This is a genomic window from Delftia sp. WSY_7 (assembly GCF_043104845.1).
GTDB classification, from domain to species: domain Bacteria; phylum Pseudomonadota; class Gammaproteobacteria; order Burkholderiales; family Burkholderiaceae_C; genus Comamonas; species Comamonas tsuruhatensis.
The window spans coordinates 116,695-130,385 of sequence record NZ_JBICLB010000035.1 but is presented as its reverse complement, the minus strand read 5'-3'; the positions used below and the strand labels follow the sequence as shown (position 1 = coordinate 130,385).

At 64.0% G+C, this 13,691-nt stretch carries 13 protein-coding genes and 1 tRNA gene; all 14 read right to left on the bottom strand.

What is annotated here, in order from left to right; genetic code table 11:
• Positions 1-5: 5 nt before the first annotated feature.
• The 14 genes from nuoH to rpsO all read right to left on the bottom strand — a co-directional run bounded on the left by nuoH (position 6) and on the right by rpsO (position 13,159).
• On the bottom strand, positions 6-1,082 hold the full coding sequence (nuoH, locus tag ACF8ME_RS20385; protein WP_016447706.1) for an NADH-quinone oxidoreductase subunit NuoH: 1,077 nt from the start codon (positions 1,080-1,082) through the stop codon (positions 6-8).
• Positions 1,079-3,202, bottom strand: coding sequence for an NADH-quinone oxidoreductase subunit NuoG (nuoG, locus tag ACF8ME_RS20380; protein WP_016447707.1), 2,124 nt, complete (start codon positions 3,200-3,202; stop codon positions 1,079-1,081). Before nuoG ends, nuoH begins: the two co-directional genes overlap by 4 nt.
• A gap of 15 nt (positions 3,203-3,217) precedes the next feature.
• A complete protein-coding gene (gene nuoF, locus ACF8ME_RS20375) occupies positions 3,218-4,576 on the bottom strand; it encodes an NADH-quinone oxidoreductase subunit NuoF (RefSeq protein WP_016447708.1) in 1,359 nt (452 codons plus the stop codon).
• Positions 4,573-5,064 (bottom strand): NADH-quinone oxidoreductase subunit NuoE, encoded by a 492-nt coding sequence (gene nuoE / locus ACF8ME_RS20370; RefSeq protein WP_016447709.1) that lies wholly within the window; start codon positions 5,062-5,064, stop codon positions 4,573-4,575. The genes nuoF and nuoE overlap by 4 nt, the downstream gene beginning before the upstream one ends.
• Positions 5,061-6,314 (bottom strand): NADH-quinone oxidoreductase subunit D, encoded by a 1,254-nt coding sequence (locus tag ACF8ME_RS20365; RefSeq protein ID WP_016447710.1) that lies wholly within the window; start codon positions 6,312-6,314, stop codon positions 5,061-5,063. Before ACF8ME_RS20365 ends, nuoE begins: the two co-directional genes overlap by 4 nt.
• Before the next feature lie 32 nt (positions 6,315-6,346).
• Entirely contained in the window at positions 6,347-6,955 is a 609-nt protein-coding gene (locus ACF8ME_RS20360; protein ID WP_026062051.1) for an NADH-quinone oxidoreductase subunit C, read from the bottom strand.
• A gap of 10 nt (positions 6,956-6,965) precedes the next feature.
• Positions 6,966-7,445, bottom strand: coding sequence for an NADH-quinone oxidoreductase subunit B family protein (locus tag ACF8ME_RS20355; protein WP_012206978.1), 480 nt, complete (start codon positions 7,443-7,445; stop codon positions 6,966-6,968).
• Between the two features lie 23 nt (positions 7,446-7,468).
• Positions 7,469-7,828, bottom strand: a complete 360-nt coding sequence (locus tag ACF8ME_RS20350) for an NADH-quinone oxidoreductase subunit A (RefSeq protein ID WP_012206979.1) — start codon at positions 7,826-7,828, stop codon at positions 7,469-7,471.
• Positions 7,829-7,901: 73 nt separating this feature from the next.
• Positions 7,902-7,986, bottom strand: a tRNA-Leu gene (locus ACF8ME_RS20345).
• Positions 7,987-8,104: 118 nt separating this feature from the next.
• Positions 8,105-8,497 carry a preprotein translocase subunit SecG gene (gene secG, locus ACF8ME_RS20340; RefSeq protein ID WP_392417992.1) on the bottom strand — a complete coding sequence of 131 codons (393 nt, stop codon included), beginning with the start codon at positions 8,495-8,497 and terminating at the stop codon, positions 8,105-8,107.
• A 58-nt stretch (positions 8,498-8,555) separates the two neighbouring features.
• Positions 8,556-9,302, bottom strand: a complete 747-nt coding sequence (tpiA, locus tag ACF8ME_RS20335; RefSeq protein WP_017404094.1) for a triose-phosphate isomerase — start codon at positions 9,300-9,302, stop codon at positions 8,556-8,558.
• A gap of 2 nt (positions 9,303-9,304) precedes the next feature.
• Positions 9,305-10,306 (bottom strand): NAD(P)H-quinone oxidoreductase, encoded by a 1,002-nt coding sequence (locus ACF8ME_RS20330; RefSeq protein ID WP_016447714.1) that lies wholly within the window; start codon positions 10,304-10,306, stop codon positions 9,305-9,307.
• Positions 10,307-10,424: 118 nt separating this feature from the next.
• A complete protein-coding gene (gene pnp / locus ACF8ME_RS20325) occupies positions 10,425-12,686 on the bottom strand; it encodes a polyribonucleotide nucleotidyltransferase (RefSeq protein WP_392417991.1) in 2,262 nt (753 codons plus the stop codon).
• A gap of 206 nt (positions 12,687-12,892) precedes the next feature.
• Positions 12,893-13,159 (bottom strand): 30S ribosomal protein S15, encoded by a 267-nt coding sequence (gene rpsO, locus ACF8ME_RS20320; protein WP_012206984.1) that lies wholly within the window; start codon positions 13,157-13,159, stop codon positions 12,893-12,895.
• Positions 13,160-13,691: the final 532 nt, after the last annotated feature.

Sequence of the window (13,691 nt, the reverse complement as noted above, 5' to 3'; positions counted from 1 at the left end):
TCCGCTCAGTTCCAGATGTTCCAAGGCGAGTGCATCCAGCCACCCACGATGACCAGCCACACCAGGGTGACGGGAATGAAGATCTTCCAGCCCAGACGCATGATCTGGTCATAGCGAAAGCGCGGGAAGGTGGCACGGATCCAGATGAACATGGACACGACCAGGAAAGTCTTCGCCGCCAGCCAGATCCATCCGGGGATGAACGACAGGAAGTCGAACGGAGGCAGCCAGCCGCCCAGGAACATGATCACGGCCAGGATGGACACCAGCCACATGCTGGCGTACTCGGCCAGGAAGAAGATGGCAAAGCCCATGCCCGAGTACTCGACCATGTGGCCGGCCACGATTTCGGCTTCGCCTTCGACCACGTCGAAGGGGTGGCGGTTGGTCTCGGCCACGGCCGAGATCAGGTACACCACGAAGATCGGCAGCAGCGGCAGCCAGTTCCACGACAGGACGCTGGCACCCATGCTGGCGAACTGGCCCTGGCCCTGGCTCAGCACGATCTGCGTCAGATTCATGCTGCCCGTGACCATGATCACCACCAGGAAGCAGAAGCCCAGCGCGATCTCGTAGCTGACCATCTGCGCCGAGGCGCGCAGCGCGCCCAGGAAGGCGTACTTGGAGTTGGAGGCCCAGCCGGCAATGATCACGCCATAGACTTCGATGGACGTGATGGCCATGATCAGCAGCAGGCCGGCGTTGACGTTGGCCAGCGCCACTTCGGGACCGAAGGGGATCGCCACCCATGCCGCCAGGGCGGGCATGATGGCCATCACGGGACCCACGTAGAACAGGCCCTTGGCGGCAGCCGTGGGCTGGATCAGTTCCTTGGTCAGCAGCTTCAGGCCATCGGCCAGGGGCTGCAGCAGGCCGAAGGGACCCACGCGGTTGGGACCCATGCGAACCTGCATGAAGCCCAGCAGCTTGCGCTCCCACAGCGTCAGGTAGGCCACGGCGCCCATCAGCGGGGCGACGATGGCGACGATGCCCAGCAGGATCCAGAGCACGGGCCAGGCCACGTCGGTCCACCAGGGGGCGGCGATCAGGCCGGCACCGGCCGTCTTGAGTGCGTCAATCATGCGGCGCCTCCCTCACGAGCCTGACGTGCATCTGCCGTCAGTTGCAGCGACGTCGCGCGGCGCACGATGCTGTCGAGCTGATAAATGCTGGCCACCACGGGCGCGGCATGGCCAGCGCCGTTGGCGATGGAATTCACGGCAGGCGCACCATTGCCCAGCAGGTTGGCCGGCACGCTGGTGGCGCCGGCGGTGGCGGCTGCGAGCACGTCCTGCGACGTCTCGTAGTCCACGCCCTGCACGCCCAGCAGGTTGGCCAGAACGCGCAGCACCTTCCAGCCCGGACGGGCTTCGGCCAGCGGCTTGACCACGGCATGGAAGCTCTGCAGGCGGCCTTCGGCGTTGACGAAGCTGCCCGAGGTTTCCGTGAACGGGGCGATGGGCAGCAGCACGTCGCTGAATTCCATGTTGGCCTTGAACGGGCTCAGGGTCACGACCATCTCGGCCTTGCCCAGTGCCTCTGCGGCGCGGGCGCCGGCAGCGGAGTCGAACACGGGTTCGTTGTTCAGCAGCAGCACGGCCTTGAGGCCGCCGGCCAGCATCTGGCCTGCGTTCAGGCCCGAAGCGGCAGGCTGTGCGCCCACCCACTGCGCGCCCACCGTGTTGGCGGCTTCGGTCAGGTAGCCGACCGAGGCGCCGGTCTGCTCGGCAATCCAGTTGGCCAGCGACAGCAGGGTCGATGCCTGTGCGTGGTGCGCAGCGGCATTGCCCAGCAAGATGGCCTTGCGCTCGCCGCGCAGCAGCGCGGTGGCAATGGCCTGGGCCTCGGCATGCACGTCGGCGGCGGCCACGGGAGCGGCAACACCTTTTTCCTGCGCCACGGCGGCGGCCACATCGGCCAGCGCCTGGGCCCAGTCCGGGGCTGCCACGATGGACGCCGTCACCGGCATGGCCCAGTCGTAGACACGCTCATTGATGGCGAGCACGGTGCAGCCCTGCTTGGCCGCCTGGCGGATGCGCTGCGCGAACAGCGGATGGTCCTTGCGCAGGTTGGAGCCGAGCACCAGGACGCCTTGCAGCTTGGAAAGCGAGGCGATGGGCGTGCCCAGCCACTGCACGCCCTGGGCGGCGGTGAACTCGGCGTTGCGCAGGCGATGGTCGATGTTCTCGCTGCCCAGGCCGCGCACCAGCTTGCCTGCCAGGAACAGCTCTTCCAGCGTGCTGTGCGGGCTGACCAGCGCACCGATGGCGGAGGCGCCATGGTCGTTCTTGATCTGGCGCAGGCCGTTGGCCACGTATTCGAGGGCCGTCTGCCAGTCGACTTCCTTCCACTCACCGCCCTGCTTGAGCATGGGGCGGGTCAGGCGTTCGTCACTGTTCAGGGCTTCGTAGGAGAAGCGGTCGCGGTCGGCGATCCAGCACTCGTTGACCTCTTCGTTCTCGAAGGGCACGACGCGCAGGACCTTGTGGTTCTTGACCTGGACGATGAGGTTGGCACCCGTGGAATCATGGGGCGAGACCGACTTGCGGCGCGACAGCTCCCAGGTGCGGGCGCTGTAGCGGAAGGGCTTGCTGGTCAGCGCGCCCACGGGGCAGATGTCGATCATGTTGCCCGACAGCTCGGAGTCCACCGTATCGCCCACCACCGTGGTGATCTCGGAGTGCTCGCCGCGGTTGATCATGCCCAGCTCCATCACGCCGGACACTTCCTGTCCGAAGCGCACGCAGCGGGTGCAGTGGATGCAGCGGCTCATCTCCTGCATGGAGATCAGCGGGCCCACGTCCTTGTGGAAGACCACGCGCTTTTCTTCCTCGTAGCGCGAGGCGGAGCTGCCGTAGCCCACGGCCAGATCCTGCAGCTGGCATTCGCCGCCCTGGTCGCAGATCGGGCAGTCCAGCGGGTGATTGATGAGCAGGAACTCCATCACCGATTGCTGTGCCTTGATCGCCTTCTCGCTCTTGGTGCGCACGATCATGCCCTGCGTCACGGGCGTGGCGCAGGCGGGCATGGGCTTGGGGGCCTTTTCCACGTCCACCAGGCACATGCGGCAGTTGGCGGCGATGGAAAGTTTCTTGTGGTAGCAGAAATGCGGGATGTAGGTGCCTGCCTTCTCGGCTGCATGCATGACCATGCAGCCCTCGGCGACCTCCACCTTCTTTCCGTCCAGTTCAATTTCAACCATATGCTTTTCTCGCGATCAGGCGGCGTGGACCGTCTGCTTGGAAGCGTTCTGGATCTTCGCTTCAAACTCGTGGCGGAAGTGCTTGATCATGGCGCGCACCGGCATCGCTGCCGCATCGCCCAGCGCACAGATCGTGCGCCCCATGATGTTCACGGACACCGAGTCCAACAGCTCGATGTCTTCAGGACGGCCTTCGCCGTGCTCGATTCGGTTGACCACGCGCCACAGCCAGCCCGTGCCTTCGCGGCAGGGAGTGCACTGGCCGCAGGACTCGTGCTGGTAGAAGTAGGACAGGCGCAGCAGGCTCTCGACCATGTCGCGCGAGTCGTCCATCACGATCACGGCGCCCGAGCCCAGCATGGAGCCGGCCTTGGCGATGGAGTCGTAGTCCATCGTGCATTCCATGATGATGTCGGCCGGCAGCACGGGCGAGGACGATCCGCCGGGGATCACGGCCTTGAGCTTGCGGCCCGTGCGCACGCCGCCCGCCAGCTCCAGCAGCTTGCTGAAGGGCGTGCCCAGCGGCACTTCGTAGTTGCCGGGCAGGTTGACGTCGCCGCTGACCGAGAAGATCTTGGTGCCGCCATTGTTGGGCTTGCCGCACTCCAGGTACGCAGCACCGCCGTTGCGGATGATCCAGGGAACGGCCGCAAAGGTTTCGGTGTTGTTGATGGTGGTGGGCTTGCCGTACAGGCCGAAGCTGGCCGGGAACGGCGGCTTGAAGCGCGGCTGGCCCTTCTTGCCTTCCAGCGACTCCAGCAGCGCAGTCTCTTCGCCGCAGATATAGGCGCCGAAGCCATGGTGCGCGTGCAGCTGGAAGCTGAAGCTGCTGCCCATGATGTTGTCGCCCAGGTAGCCGGCAGCGCGGGCTTCCTCCAGCGCGGCCTCGAAGCGCTCATAGGCCTCGAAGATTTCGCCGTGGATGTAGTTGTAGCCCAGGGAGATGCCCATCGCGTAGGCCGCGATGATCATGCCCTCGATCACGATGTGGGGGTTGTGCACCAGGATGTCCCGGTCCTTGCAGGTGCCCGGCTCGCCTTCGTCCGAGTTGCACACCAGGTGCTTCTGGCCCGGGAACTGGCGGGGCATGAAGCTCCACTTCAGGCCCGTGGGGAAACCTGCGCCGCCGCGGCCGCGCAGCCCCGACTCCTTGACGGTGGCGATCACCTGATCCTGCGTCAGGCCTTCGCTGCCGTCCTTGCCCAGGATCTTGCGCAGCGCCTGGTAGCCGCCGCGTGCCTCGTAGTCCTTGATGGACCAGTTGGCGCCGGTCAGATCGGCATAGATCTGGGGATTGATGTGGCGGTCGTGGAAGCAGGTCTCGCTGCCCGAAGCGGCAAACCTGGCCAGGACCGATTGTGCGGCGGCGTTCATGCCTTGCCCTCCGCGGCGCGCAGGCCGTCGATCAGTTCGTCGAGCTTTTCGTTGCTCATGAAGCTGCACATGCAGCGGTCGTTCACCAGCATCACCGGCGAATCCGCGCAGGCACCCAGGCACTCGGACTGCTGCAGCGTGAACATGCCGTCGGGCGTGGTCTCGCCCATCTTGATGCCCAGGCGGGATTCCAGATGGTGCAGCGCCTTGTAGCCGTCGCGCAGCTGGCAGGGCAGGTTGGTGCAGACGTTCAGCTTGAACTTGCCCACCGGCCGCTGGTTGTACATGTTGTAGAACGTGGTGACTTCGTGCACCGCGATCTCGGCCATGCCCAGGAACTCGGCGATCACGGCCTCGCTCTCGGGACTGACCCAGCCCTGTTCCTGCTGCACGATGGACAGGCAGGCCATCACGGCCGACTGCTTCTGGTCGGCCGGGTACTTGGCCACCTCGCGCGCAAAGCGCTCCTTGGTCGCTTCGGTAATCATCGGTCAACGTCTCCAAACACGATGTCCAGGGTACTCAGCACCATCACGGCGTCGGCCAGCATGTGGCCTCGGCACAGTTCGTCCATGGCGGACAGATTGGCGAATCCCGGCGGACGGATCTTCAGGCGGTAGGGCTTGTTGGCCCCGTCGCTCACGATGTAGATGCCGAACTCCCCCTTGGGGTGTTCGATGGCCGCGTAAGCCTCGCCTTCGGGCACGCGGAAACCTTCGGTGAAGAGCTTGAAGTGGTGGATCAGCTCTTCCATGTTGGACTTCATGCCTTCGCGCGGCGGCGGGGCGATCTTGTGGTTGTCCACGATCACCGGGCCCGGGTTGGCACGCAGCCAGTCCACGCACTGCTTGATGATGCGGTTGGACTGGCGCATTTCGGCCACGCGCACCAAGTAGCGGTCGTAGCAGTCACCGGTCTTGCCCACGGGCACGTCGAAGTCCATGCGGTCATAGACCTCGTAGGGCTGCGACTTGCGCATGTCCCAGGCCACGCCGGAGGCACGCAGCATGGGGCCGGTCAGGCCCAGGTTCATGGCACGCTCGGCCGTCACCACGCCGATGTCCACGTTGCGCTGCTTCCAGATGCGGTTGTCGGTCAGCAGGGTCTCGTACTCGTCGGCGCACTTGGGGAAGCGCTGCGTGAAGTCGTCGATGAAGTCCAGCAGCGAACCCTGGCGGTTGCGGTTCATGACCTCGACCGAGCGCGCATTGCGCACCTTGCTGGCCTTGTACTGCGGCATGGTGTCGGGCAGGTCGCGGTAGACGCCGCCCGGACGGAAATAGGCCGCGTGCATGCGCGCGCCGGAGACCGCCTCGTACATGTCCATGAGGTCTTCGCGCTCACGGAAGGTATAGATCAGCGTCGTGGAGCTGCCTGCATCGTTGCCGCTGGAGCCCAGCCACATCAGGTGATTCATGATGCGGGTGATCTCCGAATACATCACGCGGATGTACTGGGCGCGAATGGGCACTTCGATGCCCAGCAGCTTCTCGATGGCCAGGCAGTAGGCGTGCTCGTTGCACATCATGGACACGTAGTCCAGCCGGTCCATATAGGGCAGCGACTGGATGTAGGTCTTGCTCTCTGCCAGTTTTTCCGTCGCGCGGTGCAGCAGACCGATGTGCGGGTCTGCACGCTGCACCACTTCACCGTCGAGCTCCAGCACCAGGCGCAGCACGCCGTGCGCTGCCGGGTGCTGCGGACCAAAGTTCAGGGAATAGTTCTTGATTTCAGCCATGGTCGTCCATCAAAAAGGCGCCTGCAGCGCCTTCAGTGCAGGCCCCCGTAGTTGTCTTCGCGGATGATCCGCGGCGTGATCTCGCGGGGCTCGATGGTGACCGGCTGGTACACCACGCGCTGCTGTTCGGGGTCATAGCGCATCTCCACATGGCCCGACAGCGGGAAGTCCTTGCGGAAGGGATGGCCGATGAAGCCGTAGTCGGTCAGGATGCGGCGCAGGTCGTCATGGCCATCGAAGACGATGCCGAACAGGTCGAACGCCTCGCGCTCGAACCAGTTGGCGCCGGCCCAGATGGGAGTGACCGAAGCCACCACCGGAAAATCGTCGTCGGTACAGAAGACGCGAACGCGCAGGCGCTGGTTCAGGCTGATCGACAGCAGGTGGGACACCACGGCAAAGCGCGGCCCTTCGCGGCCGACTTCCGCATAGGTGGAATAGTCCACGCCACACAGGTCCACCAGAACCTCGAACCGGCAATCCGGGGCGCTGTGCAGAACCTGCATGGCCTCCAGATAGTTGGCAGCGGACACTTCGACCGTCACCTCGCCCAGGGCCACGGTCACGCTGCGCGCCTTGTCGCCCAAGGCAGCAGCCACCACATCCCGAAGCACTTCGGGGTGAATCGCAATAGCAGTCATCATCTAGCCCTTAGACGCGAGCGATGGTATGGGTGCGGCGGATCTTCTGCTGCAGCTGGATGATGCCGTAGATCAGGGCTTCCGCCGTGGGGGGGCAGCCAGGCACATAGACATCGACCGGCACGATGCGGTCGCAGCCACGCACCACGGAATAGCTGTAGTGGTAGTAGCCGCCGCCATTGGCGCACGAGCCCATGGAGATGACCCAGCGCGGCTCGGACATCTGGTCATAGACCTTGCGCATGGCGGGCGCCATCTTGTTGCACAGGGTGCCGGCCACAATCATCAGGTCCGACTGGCGGGGGCTGGCACGGAAGACCTCCGAGCCAAAGCGGCCAATGTCGTAACGCGCCGCCGCAGCGTGCATCATCTCGACCGCGCAGCAGGCCAGACCAAATGTCATGGGCCACAGCGAGCCCGTCTTGGCCCAATTCACCACCGAGTCGTAACTCGTGGTGATGAAGCCTTCCTTCATCACGCCTTCGATCATCGTGTTTCCTTAGTGAACCCGCATCAGTCCCAGTCCAACGCACCCTTCTTCCATTCGTAGACAAAGCCCACGACGAGAACGGTCAGGAAAATCAGGACAGCGGCGAAACCAGCCCCACCCACGTCCCGAAGCGCAACGGCCCAGGGCAGCAGAAAGGCGATTTCCAAATCAAATAGGATGAACAGGATGGCGACGAGGTAGTAGCGCACATCGAATTTCATGCGCGCGTCTTCGAAGGCCTCGAAGCCACATTCGTAGGGAGAGTTCTTGGCGGCATCGGGCCGGTTCGGACCCAGCACATACCCCAGTACCAGAGGAACTACGCCGACACCCATGCCGACGAGAATGAACAAGAGAACGGGAAGATACTGGTCGATGTTCATCGTGTGCGGCTACCTTGAAAGGCATGCCCGCACCGATCAGCCTGATCAGCAGGGCAGGCTCTTAGTTATATCTTGGTGCCGTCGGCGAGACTCGAACTCGCACAGCTTTCGCCACTACCCCCTCAAGATAGCGTGTCTACCAATTTCACCACGACGGCTACGTCTCGATTTCGGCTGGCTCTTTATCTTCGTTGCAAAGATTCCGCCTACCGAACAATCTCTAGATTCTACTCTGAAAAACCCTCGGACCAGAAGGACCGAGGGCTTTGTTCGAAATTATTTCGTGGGGATCTGGGCCGCACCTTCAGCACCGGCAGCAGGCGCCTGACCTGCCGCAGGAGCAGGCACTTCGCCAGCAGCGCCAGGGACGGCGGGAGCCGGTGCCGTGATGGGGGCCACGCCTTCCAGCACGCTGCCCGAGCTGACGGGACGCGCATTGCTCAGATAGGCCAGCGCCAGCGTGGTCACGAAGAACACCGTGGCCAGGCCTGCCGTGGAGCGCGACAGAAAGTTCGCGCTACCCGAGGCACCGAACAGGCTGCCGGAGCTGCCGCTGCCGAACGAGGCGCCCATGTCGGCGCCCTTTCCGTGCTGGATCAGGATCAGGCCGATCATGCCGAGTGCCGACAGCATCTGGACGGCGAGGATCACGCTTGCGAATGCATTCATTGGTTGTACCTGCTAGTAACGCGAGAGCTAAAAAAGCGAATGGAGAAACTGCTCCGGCTCACTGGGCCGCAGCGATGATGGTCAGGAAATCCGGCGCCTTGAGCGACGCCCCGCCCACAAGACCACCGTCAATGTCGGCCTGGGCCAGAAGCTGGGCTGCATTGGAGGCATTCATGCTGCCGCCGTAGAGCAAGGGGATGCGATCAGCCTGCCGGCTGGCAGCCGCCAGCTGGGCGCGCAGCACGGCATGCACCTGCTGCGCCTGCTCGGGTGTTGCGGTCCTGCCGGTGCCGATGGCCCAGACAGGCTCGTAGGCCACGACCAGCTCACTGATGCACTGACCCACCTGATGGATCACGGCTGCCAGCTGGCGCTTGACGACTTCCTCGGTCTGCCCCGCCTCGCGCTCTGCCAGCGTTTCGCCCACACAGACGATGGGCGTGACGCCCTTGGCCAGCGCAGCCTGCGCCTTCAAGGCCACCACGGCATCGGTTTCACCATGGTATTGGCGACGCTCCGAGTGCCCCACCAAGGTGTAGCGCACGTCAAAATCCTGGAGCATGGCAGCCGAAAGCTCGCCCGTGTAGGCGCCCGAGTCATGCTGCGACACATCCTGCGCAGCCACGCCAATGGACGAACCTGCAAGCTCGGCCTGGGCCTGGGCCAGATAGGCGGCCGGCACGGCCACCGCCACACCCGCATTTCCACCTTCGGGCAGCCCCTGCTTGAGGGCCTTGAGCAACACGGCATTGGCAGCCAGGCTGCCATTCATCTTCCAGTTGCCGACGATGAGTTTCTTCTTCATGGTTACCACGTCAAAACGATTTTGCCGGTGTGCTGACTCGACTCCATCAGCGCGTGCGCCTTGTCGGCATCAGCGGCAGCAAAGGTGCTGTGAATCACAGGGCGGATACCGCCTGCCTCGATGAGCGGCCAGACCTCGCGCCGCAGCGCCTGGGCGATGGCCGCCTTGAAGGCGACAGGACGCGGACGCAGCGTGGAGCCCGTCACCAGCAGGCGACGGCGCAGGACCAGGCCCGCATCGAACTCCGCCTTGATGCCGCCCTGCACCGCAATGATGACCAGACGGCCATCCTCGGCCAGGCTCTGCACTTCGCGCGCCACATAGCTGCCCGCCACCATGTCCAGGATCACGTCCACGCCCTTGCCGTCGGTGATGCGCTGCACCTCCGCGGCAAAGTCCTGGGTACGGTAGTTGATGGCATGGTCGGCGCCCAGCTTCAGGCAGTCGGCGCATTTGGCATCGGAGCCAGCCGTCACGATGACCGTGGCGCCACGCGCCTTGGCCAACTGGATGGCCGTCACGCCAATGCCGCTGCTGCCGCCCTGCACCAGCAGGGTTTCGCCCGCCTGCAAGGCGCCGCGATCGAACACATTGCTCCAGACGGTGAAGAAGGTTTCAGGCAATGCCGAAGCCTCCACCTCGCTGAGCCCCGCCGGGATGGGCAGGCACTGGGCCACTGGCGCAACGCAGTACTCCGCATAGCCACCACCGGCCAGCAGCGCGCACACGCGGTCGCCCACACGCAGGCCTGCCAGCCGCATGGCGTCGTCGTCACCCGACACGATCACCCCGGCCACTTCCAGCCCGGGCAGATCCGAGGCACCGGGCGGCGGGGCGTAGTGCCCCTTGCGCTGCAACACATCAGGACGATTGACACCGCTGGCCGAGACCTGGATCAGCAACTCCTGCGCGCCGGCCACGGGCAGCGGACGCTCGCCCAGGCGCAAGACCTCGGGACCACCAAAGTCCGTGAGTTCCACGGCACGCATGATTTGCTTTTCCATTTTTCGACCTCGCAATCCCTGTCAAAAATGCCACAAGCGCTGAACAGGTCAGCGCTTTTTCCAGACACCGCATGCACCTGCAAGGCCCCCCCTTTTTGGGGAACGGCCTTGCCAGGCATTACTGCTGCTGTTGCTGTTGCTGCTCGCCCTCGGCAGCCGGACGACCGCCTTCACGGGGCTCGCGAGGTTCACGCGGCTCGCGGTACTCGCGTTGCTGGCGGGGCTCACGCGGCTGGCGGAACTCACGCTCGGCAGGCGCGGGGCGCTCGCTGCGCTCCATGCCGGCAGGACGCTCGGTCAACGCCTTCAGCGACAGCTTGACACGACCCTTTTCGTCGGTCTCCATGACCTTGACCTTGATGATCTGGCCTTCCTGCAGGTAGTCGGCGACGCGCTCCACGCGCTCGTGGGCAATCTGGCTGATGTGCAGCAGACCGTCCTTGCCTGGCAGCAGGTTCACGAGAGCACCGAAGTCCAGGATCTTGGTGACCGGGCCTTCGTAGATCTTGCCGATTTCGACTTCGGCAGTGATCTCTTCGATGCGGCGCTTGGCTTCGTCGGCCTTGGCGGCATCGCTGGAAGCGATGGTGATGGTGCCGTCTTCGCCGATGTCGATCTGCGTGCCGGTCTCTTCGGTCAGTGCACGAATGGTGGAGCCGCCCTTGCCGATCACGTCACGGATCTTCTCGGGGTTGATCTTCATCGTGTACAGCTTGGGAGCGAAGGACGAGATCTCGGCCTTGGCTTCGCCCATGGCTTCCTGCATCTTGCCCAGGATGTGCATGCGCGCTTCCTTGGCCTGGGCCAGGGCGACCTGCATGATTTCCTTGGTGATGCCCTGGATCTTGATGTCCATCTGCAGCGCGGTGATGCCGCTGGTGGTGCCGGCCACCTTGAAGTCCATGTCGCCCAGGTGATCTTCGTCACCCAGGATGTCGGTCAGCACGGCGAAGCGGTTGTCTTCCTTGATCAGGCCCATGGCGATGCCGGCCACGTGGGCCTTCATCGGAACGCCCGCATCCATCATCGACAGGCAGCCGCCGCAGACCGAGGCCATGGACGAGGAGCCGTTGGACTCGGTGATTTCCGACACCACGCGAATGGTGTAGGGGAACTCTTCCTTGCTGGGCAGGCAGGCCGCCAGGGCGCGCTTGGCCAGACGGCCGTGGCCGATTTCGCGGCGCTTGGTCGAGCCCATGCGGCCCACTTCGCCGGTGGCAAAGGGAGGCATGTTGTAGTGGAACAGGAAGCGGTCCTCGAACTCGCCAGCCAGCGCGTCGATGCGTTGTGCATCGCGCTCGGTGCCCAGCGTGGACACGACCAGGGCCTGCGTCTCGCCGCGCGTGAACAGGGCCGAGCCGTGCGTGCGGGGCAGCACGGAGTTGCGGATTTCGATGGGACGCACGGTGCGCGTGTCGCGGCCGTCGATGCGCGGCTCGCCGGCCAGGATCTGGCTGCGAACGATGCGTGCCTCGATGTCGAACAGCATGCCTTCGACCTTGACGCCGTCGAACTCCACGCCCTGGGCCGTCAGGCCGGCCTTCACGGCGGCGTAGGCTTCGCGGCAGGCCTGCGTGCGGCTTTGCTTGTTGCGGATCTGGTAGGCCTCGCGCAGGGCTTCGTCACCCAGTGCGGCCACCTTGGCGATCAGCTCTTCATCCTTGGCGGGAGCGACCCAGTCCCAGACGGGCTTGCCGGCTTCGCGCACCAGTTCATGGATGGCGTCAATGGCGATGCGACCTTGCTCGTGGCCGAAGACCACGGCGCCCAGCATCACGTCTTCAGGCAGTTGCTGCGCCTCGGACTCCACCATCAGCACGGCAGCTTCAGTACCGGCCACGACCAGATCCATCTGCGAATCCTTGCGCTGGGTCTGGCCGGGGTTGAGCACGTACTCGCCATTGATGTAGCCCACGCGGGCTGCACCGATGGGCCCGTTGAACGGAATGCCCGACACGGACAGGGCGGCCGACGTGGCGATCAGGGCGGCGATGTCGGCATCGACTTCGGGGTTCAGCGACACGGTGTGGATGACCACATGCACGTCGTTGTAGAAGCCTTCGGGGAACAGCGGGCGGATCGGGCGGTCGATCAGGCGGCTGGTCAGGGTTTCGAGTTCGCTGGGCTTGGCTTCGCGCTTGAAGAAGCTGCCGGGGATCTTGCCTGCGGCGTAGGTCTTCTCGATGTAATCGACGGTCAGCGGGAAGAAGTCCTGGCCGGACTTGGCCTGCTTGGACGCCACCACGGTGGCCAGCACCACGGTGTCATCGATGTTGACCAGCACGGCGCCGGAAGCCTGGCGGGCGATCTCGCCGGTTTCCATGGTGACCGTGTGCTGGCCCCACTGGAAGGTCTTGGTGACTTTGTTGAAGATGGACATTGTTGCTCCTAGGGAATGTTGGCCAGATGCACTCATCCGGCCATGATGGAGAGCAATTCAGAACACGATGCCATTCCATTGCTGGATTTCTTGCTATCAAATCCGCAGCAATGGAATGACACAGCTTCGCTCTGTCTTGCTTTCTCCGAAGTAAAAAACGCCTGAGCTAGACAGGCTAACTCAGGCGTTTCGATCTCCCACCGTGCTTACTTGCGCAGGCCCAGCTTGGCGATCAGTGCGGTGTAGCGATCAGCGTCCTTGGACTTGAGGTAGTCCAGCAGCTTGCGACGGCGGCTCACCATGCGCAGCAGGCCACGGCGACCGTGGTGGTCCTTGGCGTGTTGCTTGAAGTGAGGGGTCAGCTCGTTGATGCGTGCGGTCAGCAGGGCCACTTGCACTTCTGGGCTACCAGTGTCGTTGGCAGAGCGTGCGTTGGACTTGACGACTTCAGCCTTCACGGAAGATGCGATCATTTTTTTTCCTTGGAAATTGGCGCCTCAAAGACAAAAGCAAGGAGGCAGCCTTGGTTACTTGCGCCGGGACTGGAAAGGCCCCGACGTGCGTCTTGCACCATGCAAAACCCTGGGATTATAACAAGCACGCCCGGACCGGCATCCACACCTGATTTGCGCCCTTTGCCACTTCGGCCTGCTGGCCGCCCAGAATCCCGCAAAGCCCGCGCCAAAGGCATGCCGTCACGAAGCACGGATATGTGGTGCGCAGGCATTCCATACACCAAGGGAGGGCCACGCCATGGCAGTGCGTTTTTCATTCATTCCATCGACCCGACAAGCGCAGCTGCGGCAATGCGCCCTGCTCTGCCTGGTCGCGGCCCTGGGCCTGCCTGCCCAGGCTGCGTCCCATCGCGCCGACGCATCGGCTGCGCAAGGCTCCAAGCGCAAAAAGGGCGGGCAGCGGGTCCGGGTGCCGACGCAGCGCAGCAGCTCAGACGAGTCGCCCGAGCAACGCGACAAGCGGCTTTACCGCGAATGCCAGGGCAGGCAC

What these genes read in the sequence shown, in the direction of transcription:
- nuoH (WP_016447706.1), bottom strand. Translation starts at nt 1,082, where the DNA reads ATGATTGACGCACTCAAGACGGCCGGTGCCGGCCTGATCGCCGCCCCC.
- nuoG (WP_016447707.1), bottom strand. Translation starts at nt 3,202, where the DNA reads ATGGTTGAAATTGAACTGGACGGAAAGAAGGTGGAGGTCGCCGAGGGC.
- nuoF (WP_016447708.1), bottom strand. Translation starts at nt 4,576, where the DNA reads ATGAACGCCGCCGCACAATCGGTCCTGGCCAGGTTTGCCGCTTCGGGC.
- nuoE (WP_016447709.1), bottom strand. Translation starts at nt 5,064, where the DNA reads ATGATTACCGAAGCGACCAAGGAGCGCTTTGCGCGCGAGGTGGCCAAG.
- ACF8ME_RS20365 (WP_016447710.1), bottom strand. Translation starts at nt 6,314, where the DNA reads ATGGCTGAAATCAAGAACTATTCCCTGAACTTTGGTCCGCAGCACCCG.
- ACF8ME_RS20360 (WP_026062051.1), bottom strand. Translation starts at nt 6,955, where the DNA reads ATGACTGCTATTGCGATTCACCCCGAAGTGCTTCGGGATGTGGTGGCT.
- ACF8ME_RS20355 (WP_012206978.1), bottom strand. Translation starts at nt 7,445, where the DNA reads ATGATCGAAGGCGTGATGAAGGAAGGCTTCATCACCACGAGTTACGAC.
- ACF8ME_RS20350 (WP_012206979.1), bottom strand. Translation starts at nt 7,828, where the DNA reads ATGAACATCGACCAGTATCTTCCCGTTCTCTTGTTCATTCTCGTCGGC.
- secG (WP_392417992.1), bottom strand. Translation starts at nt 8,497, where the DNA reads ATGAATGCATTCGCAAGCGTGATCCTCGCCGTCCAGATGCTGTCGGCA.
- tpiA (WP_017404094.1), bottom strand. Translation starts at nt 9,302, where the DNA reads ATGAAGAAGAAACTCATCGTCGGCAACTGGAAGATGAATGGCAGCCTG.
- ACF8ME_RS20330 (WP_016447714.1), bottom strand. Translation starts at nt 10,306, where the DNA reads ATGGAAAAGCAAATCATGCGTGCCGTGGAACTCACGGACTTTGGTGGT.
- pnp (WP_392417991.1), bottom strand. Translation starts at nt 12,686, where the DNA reads ATGTCCATCTTCAACAAAGTCACCAAGACCTTCCAGTGGGGCCAGCAC.
- rpsO (WP_012206984.1), bottom strand. Translation starts at nt 13,159, where the DNA reads ATGATCGCATCTTCCGTGAAGGCTGAAGTCGTCAAGTCCAACGCACGC.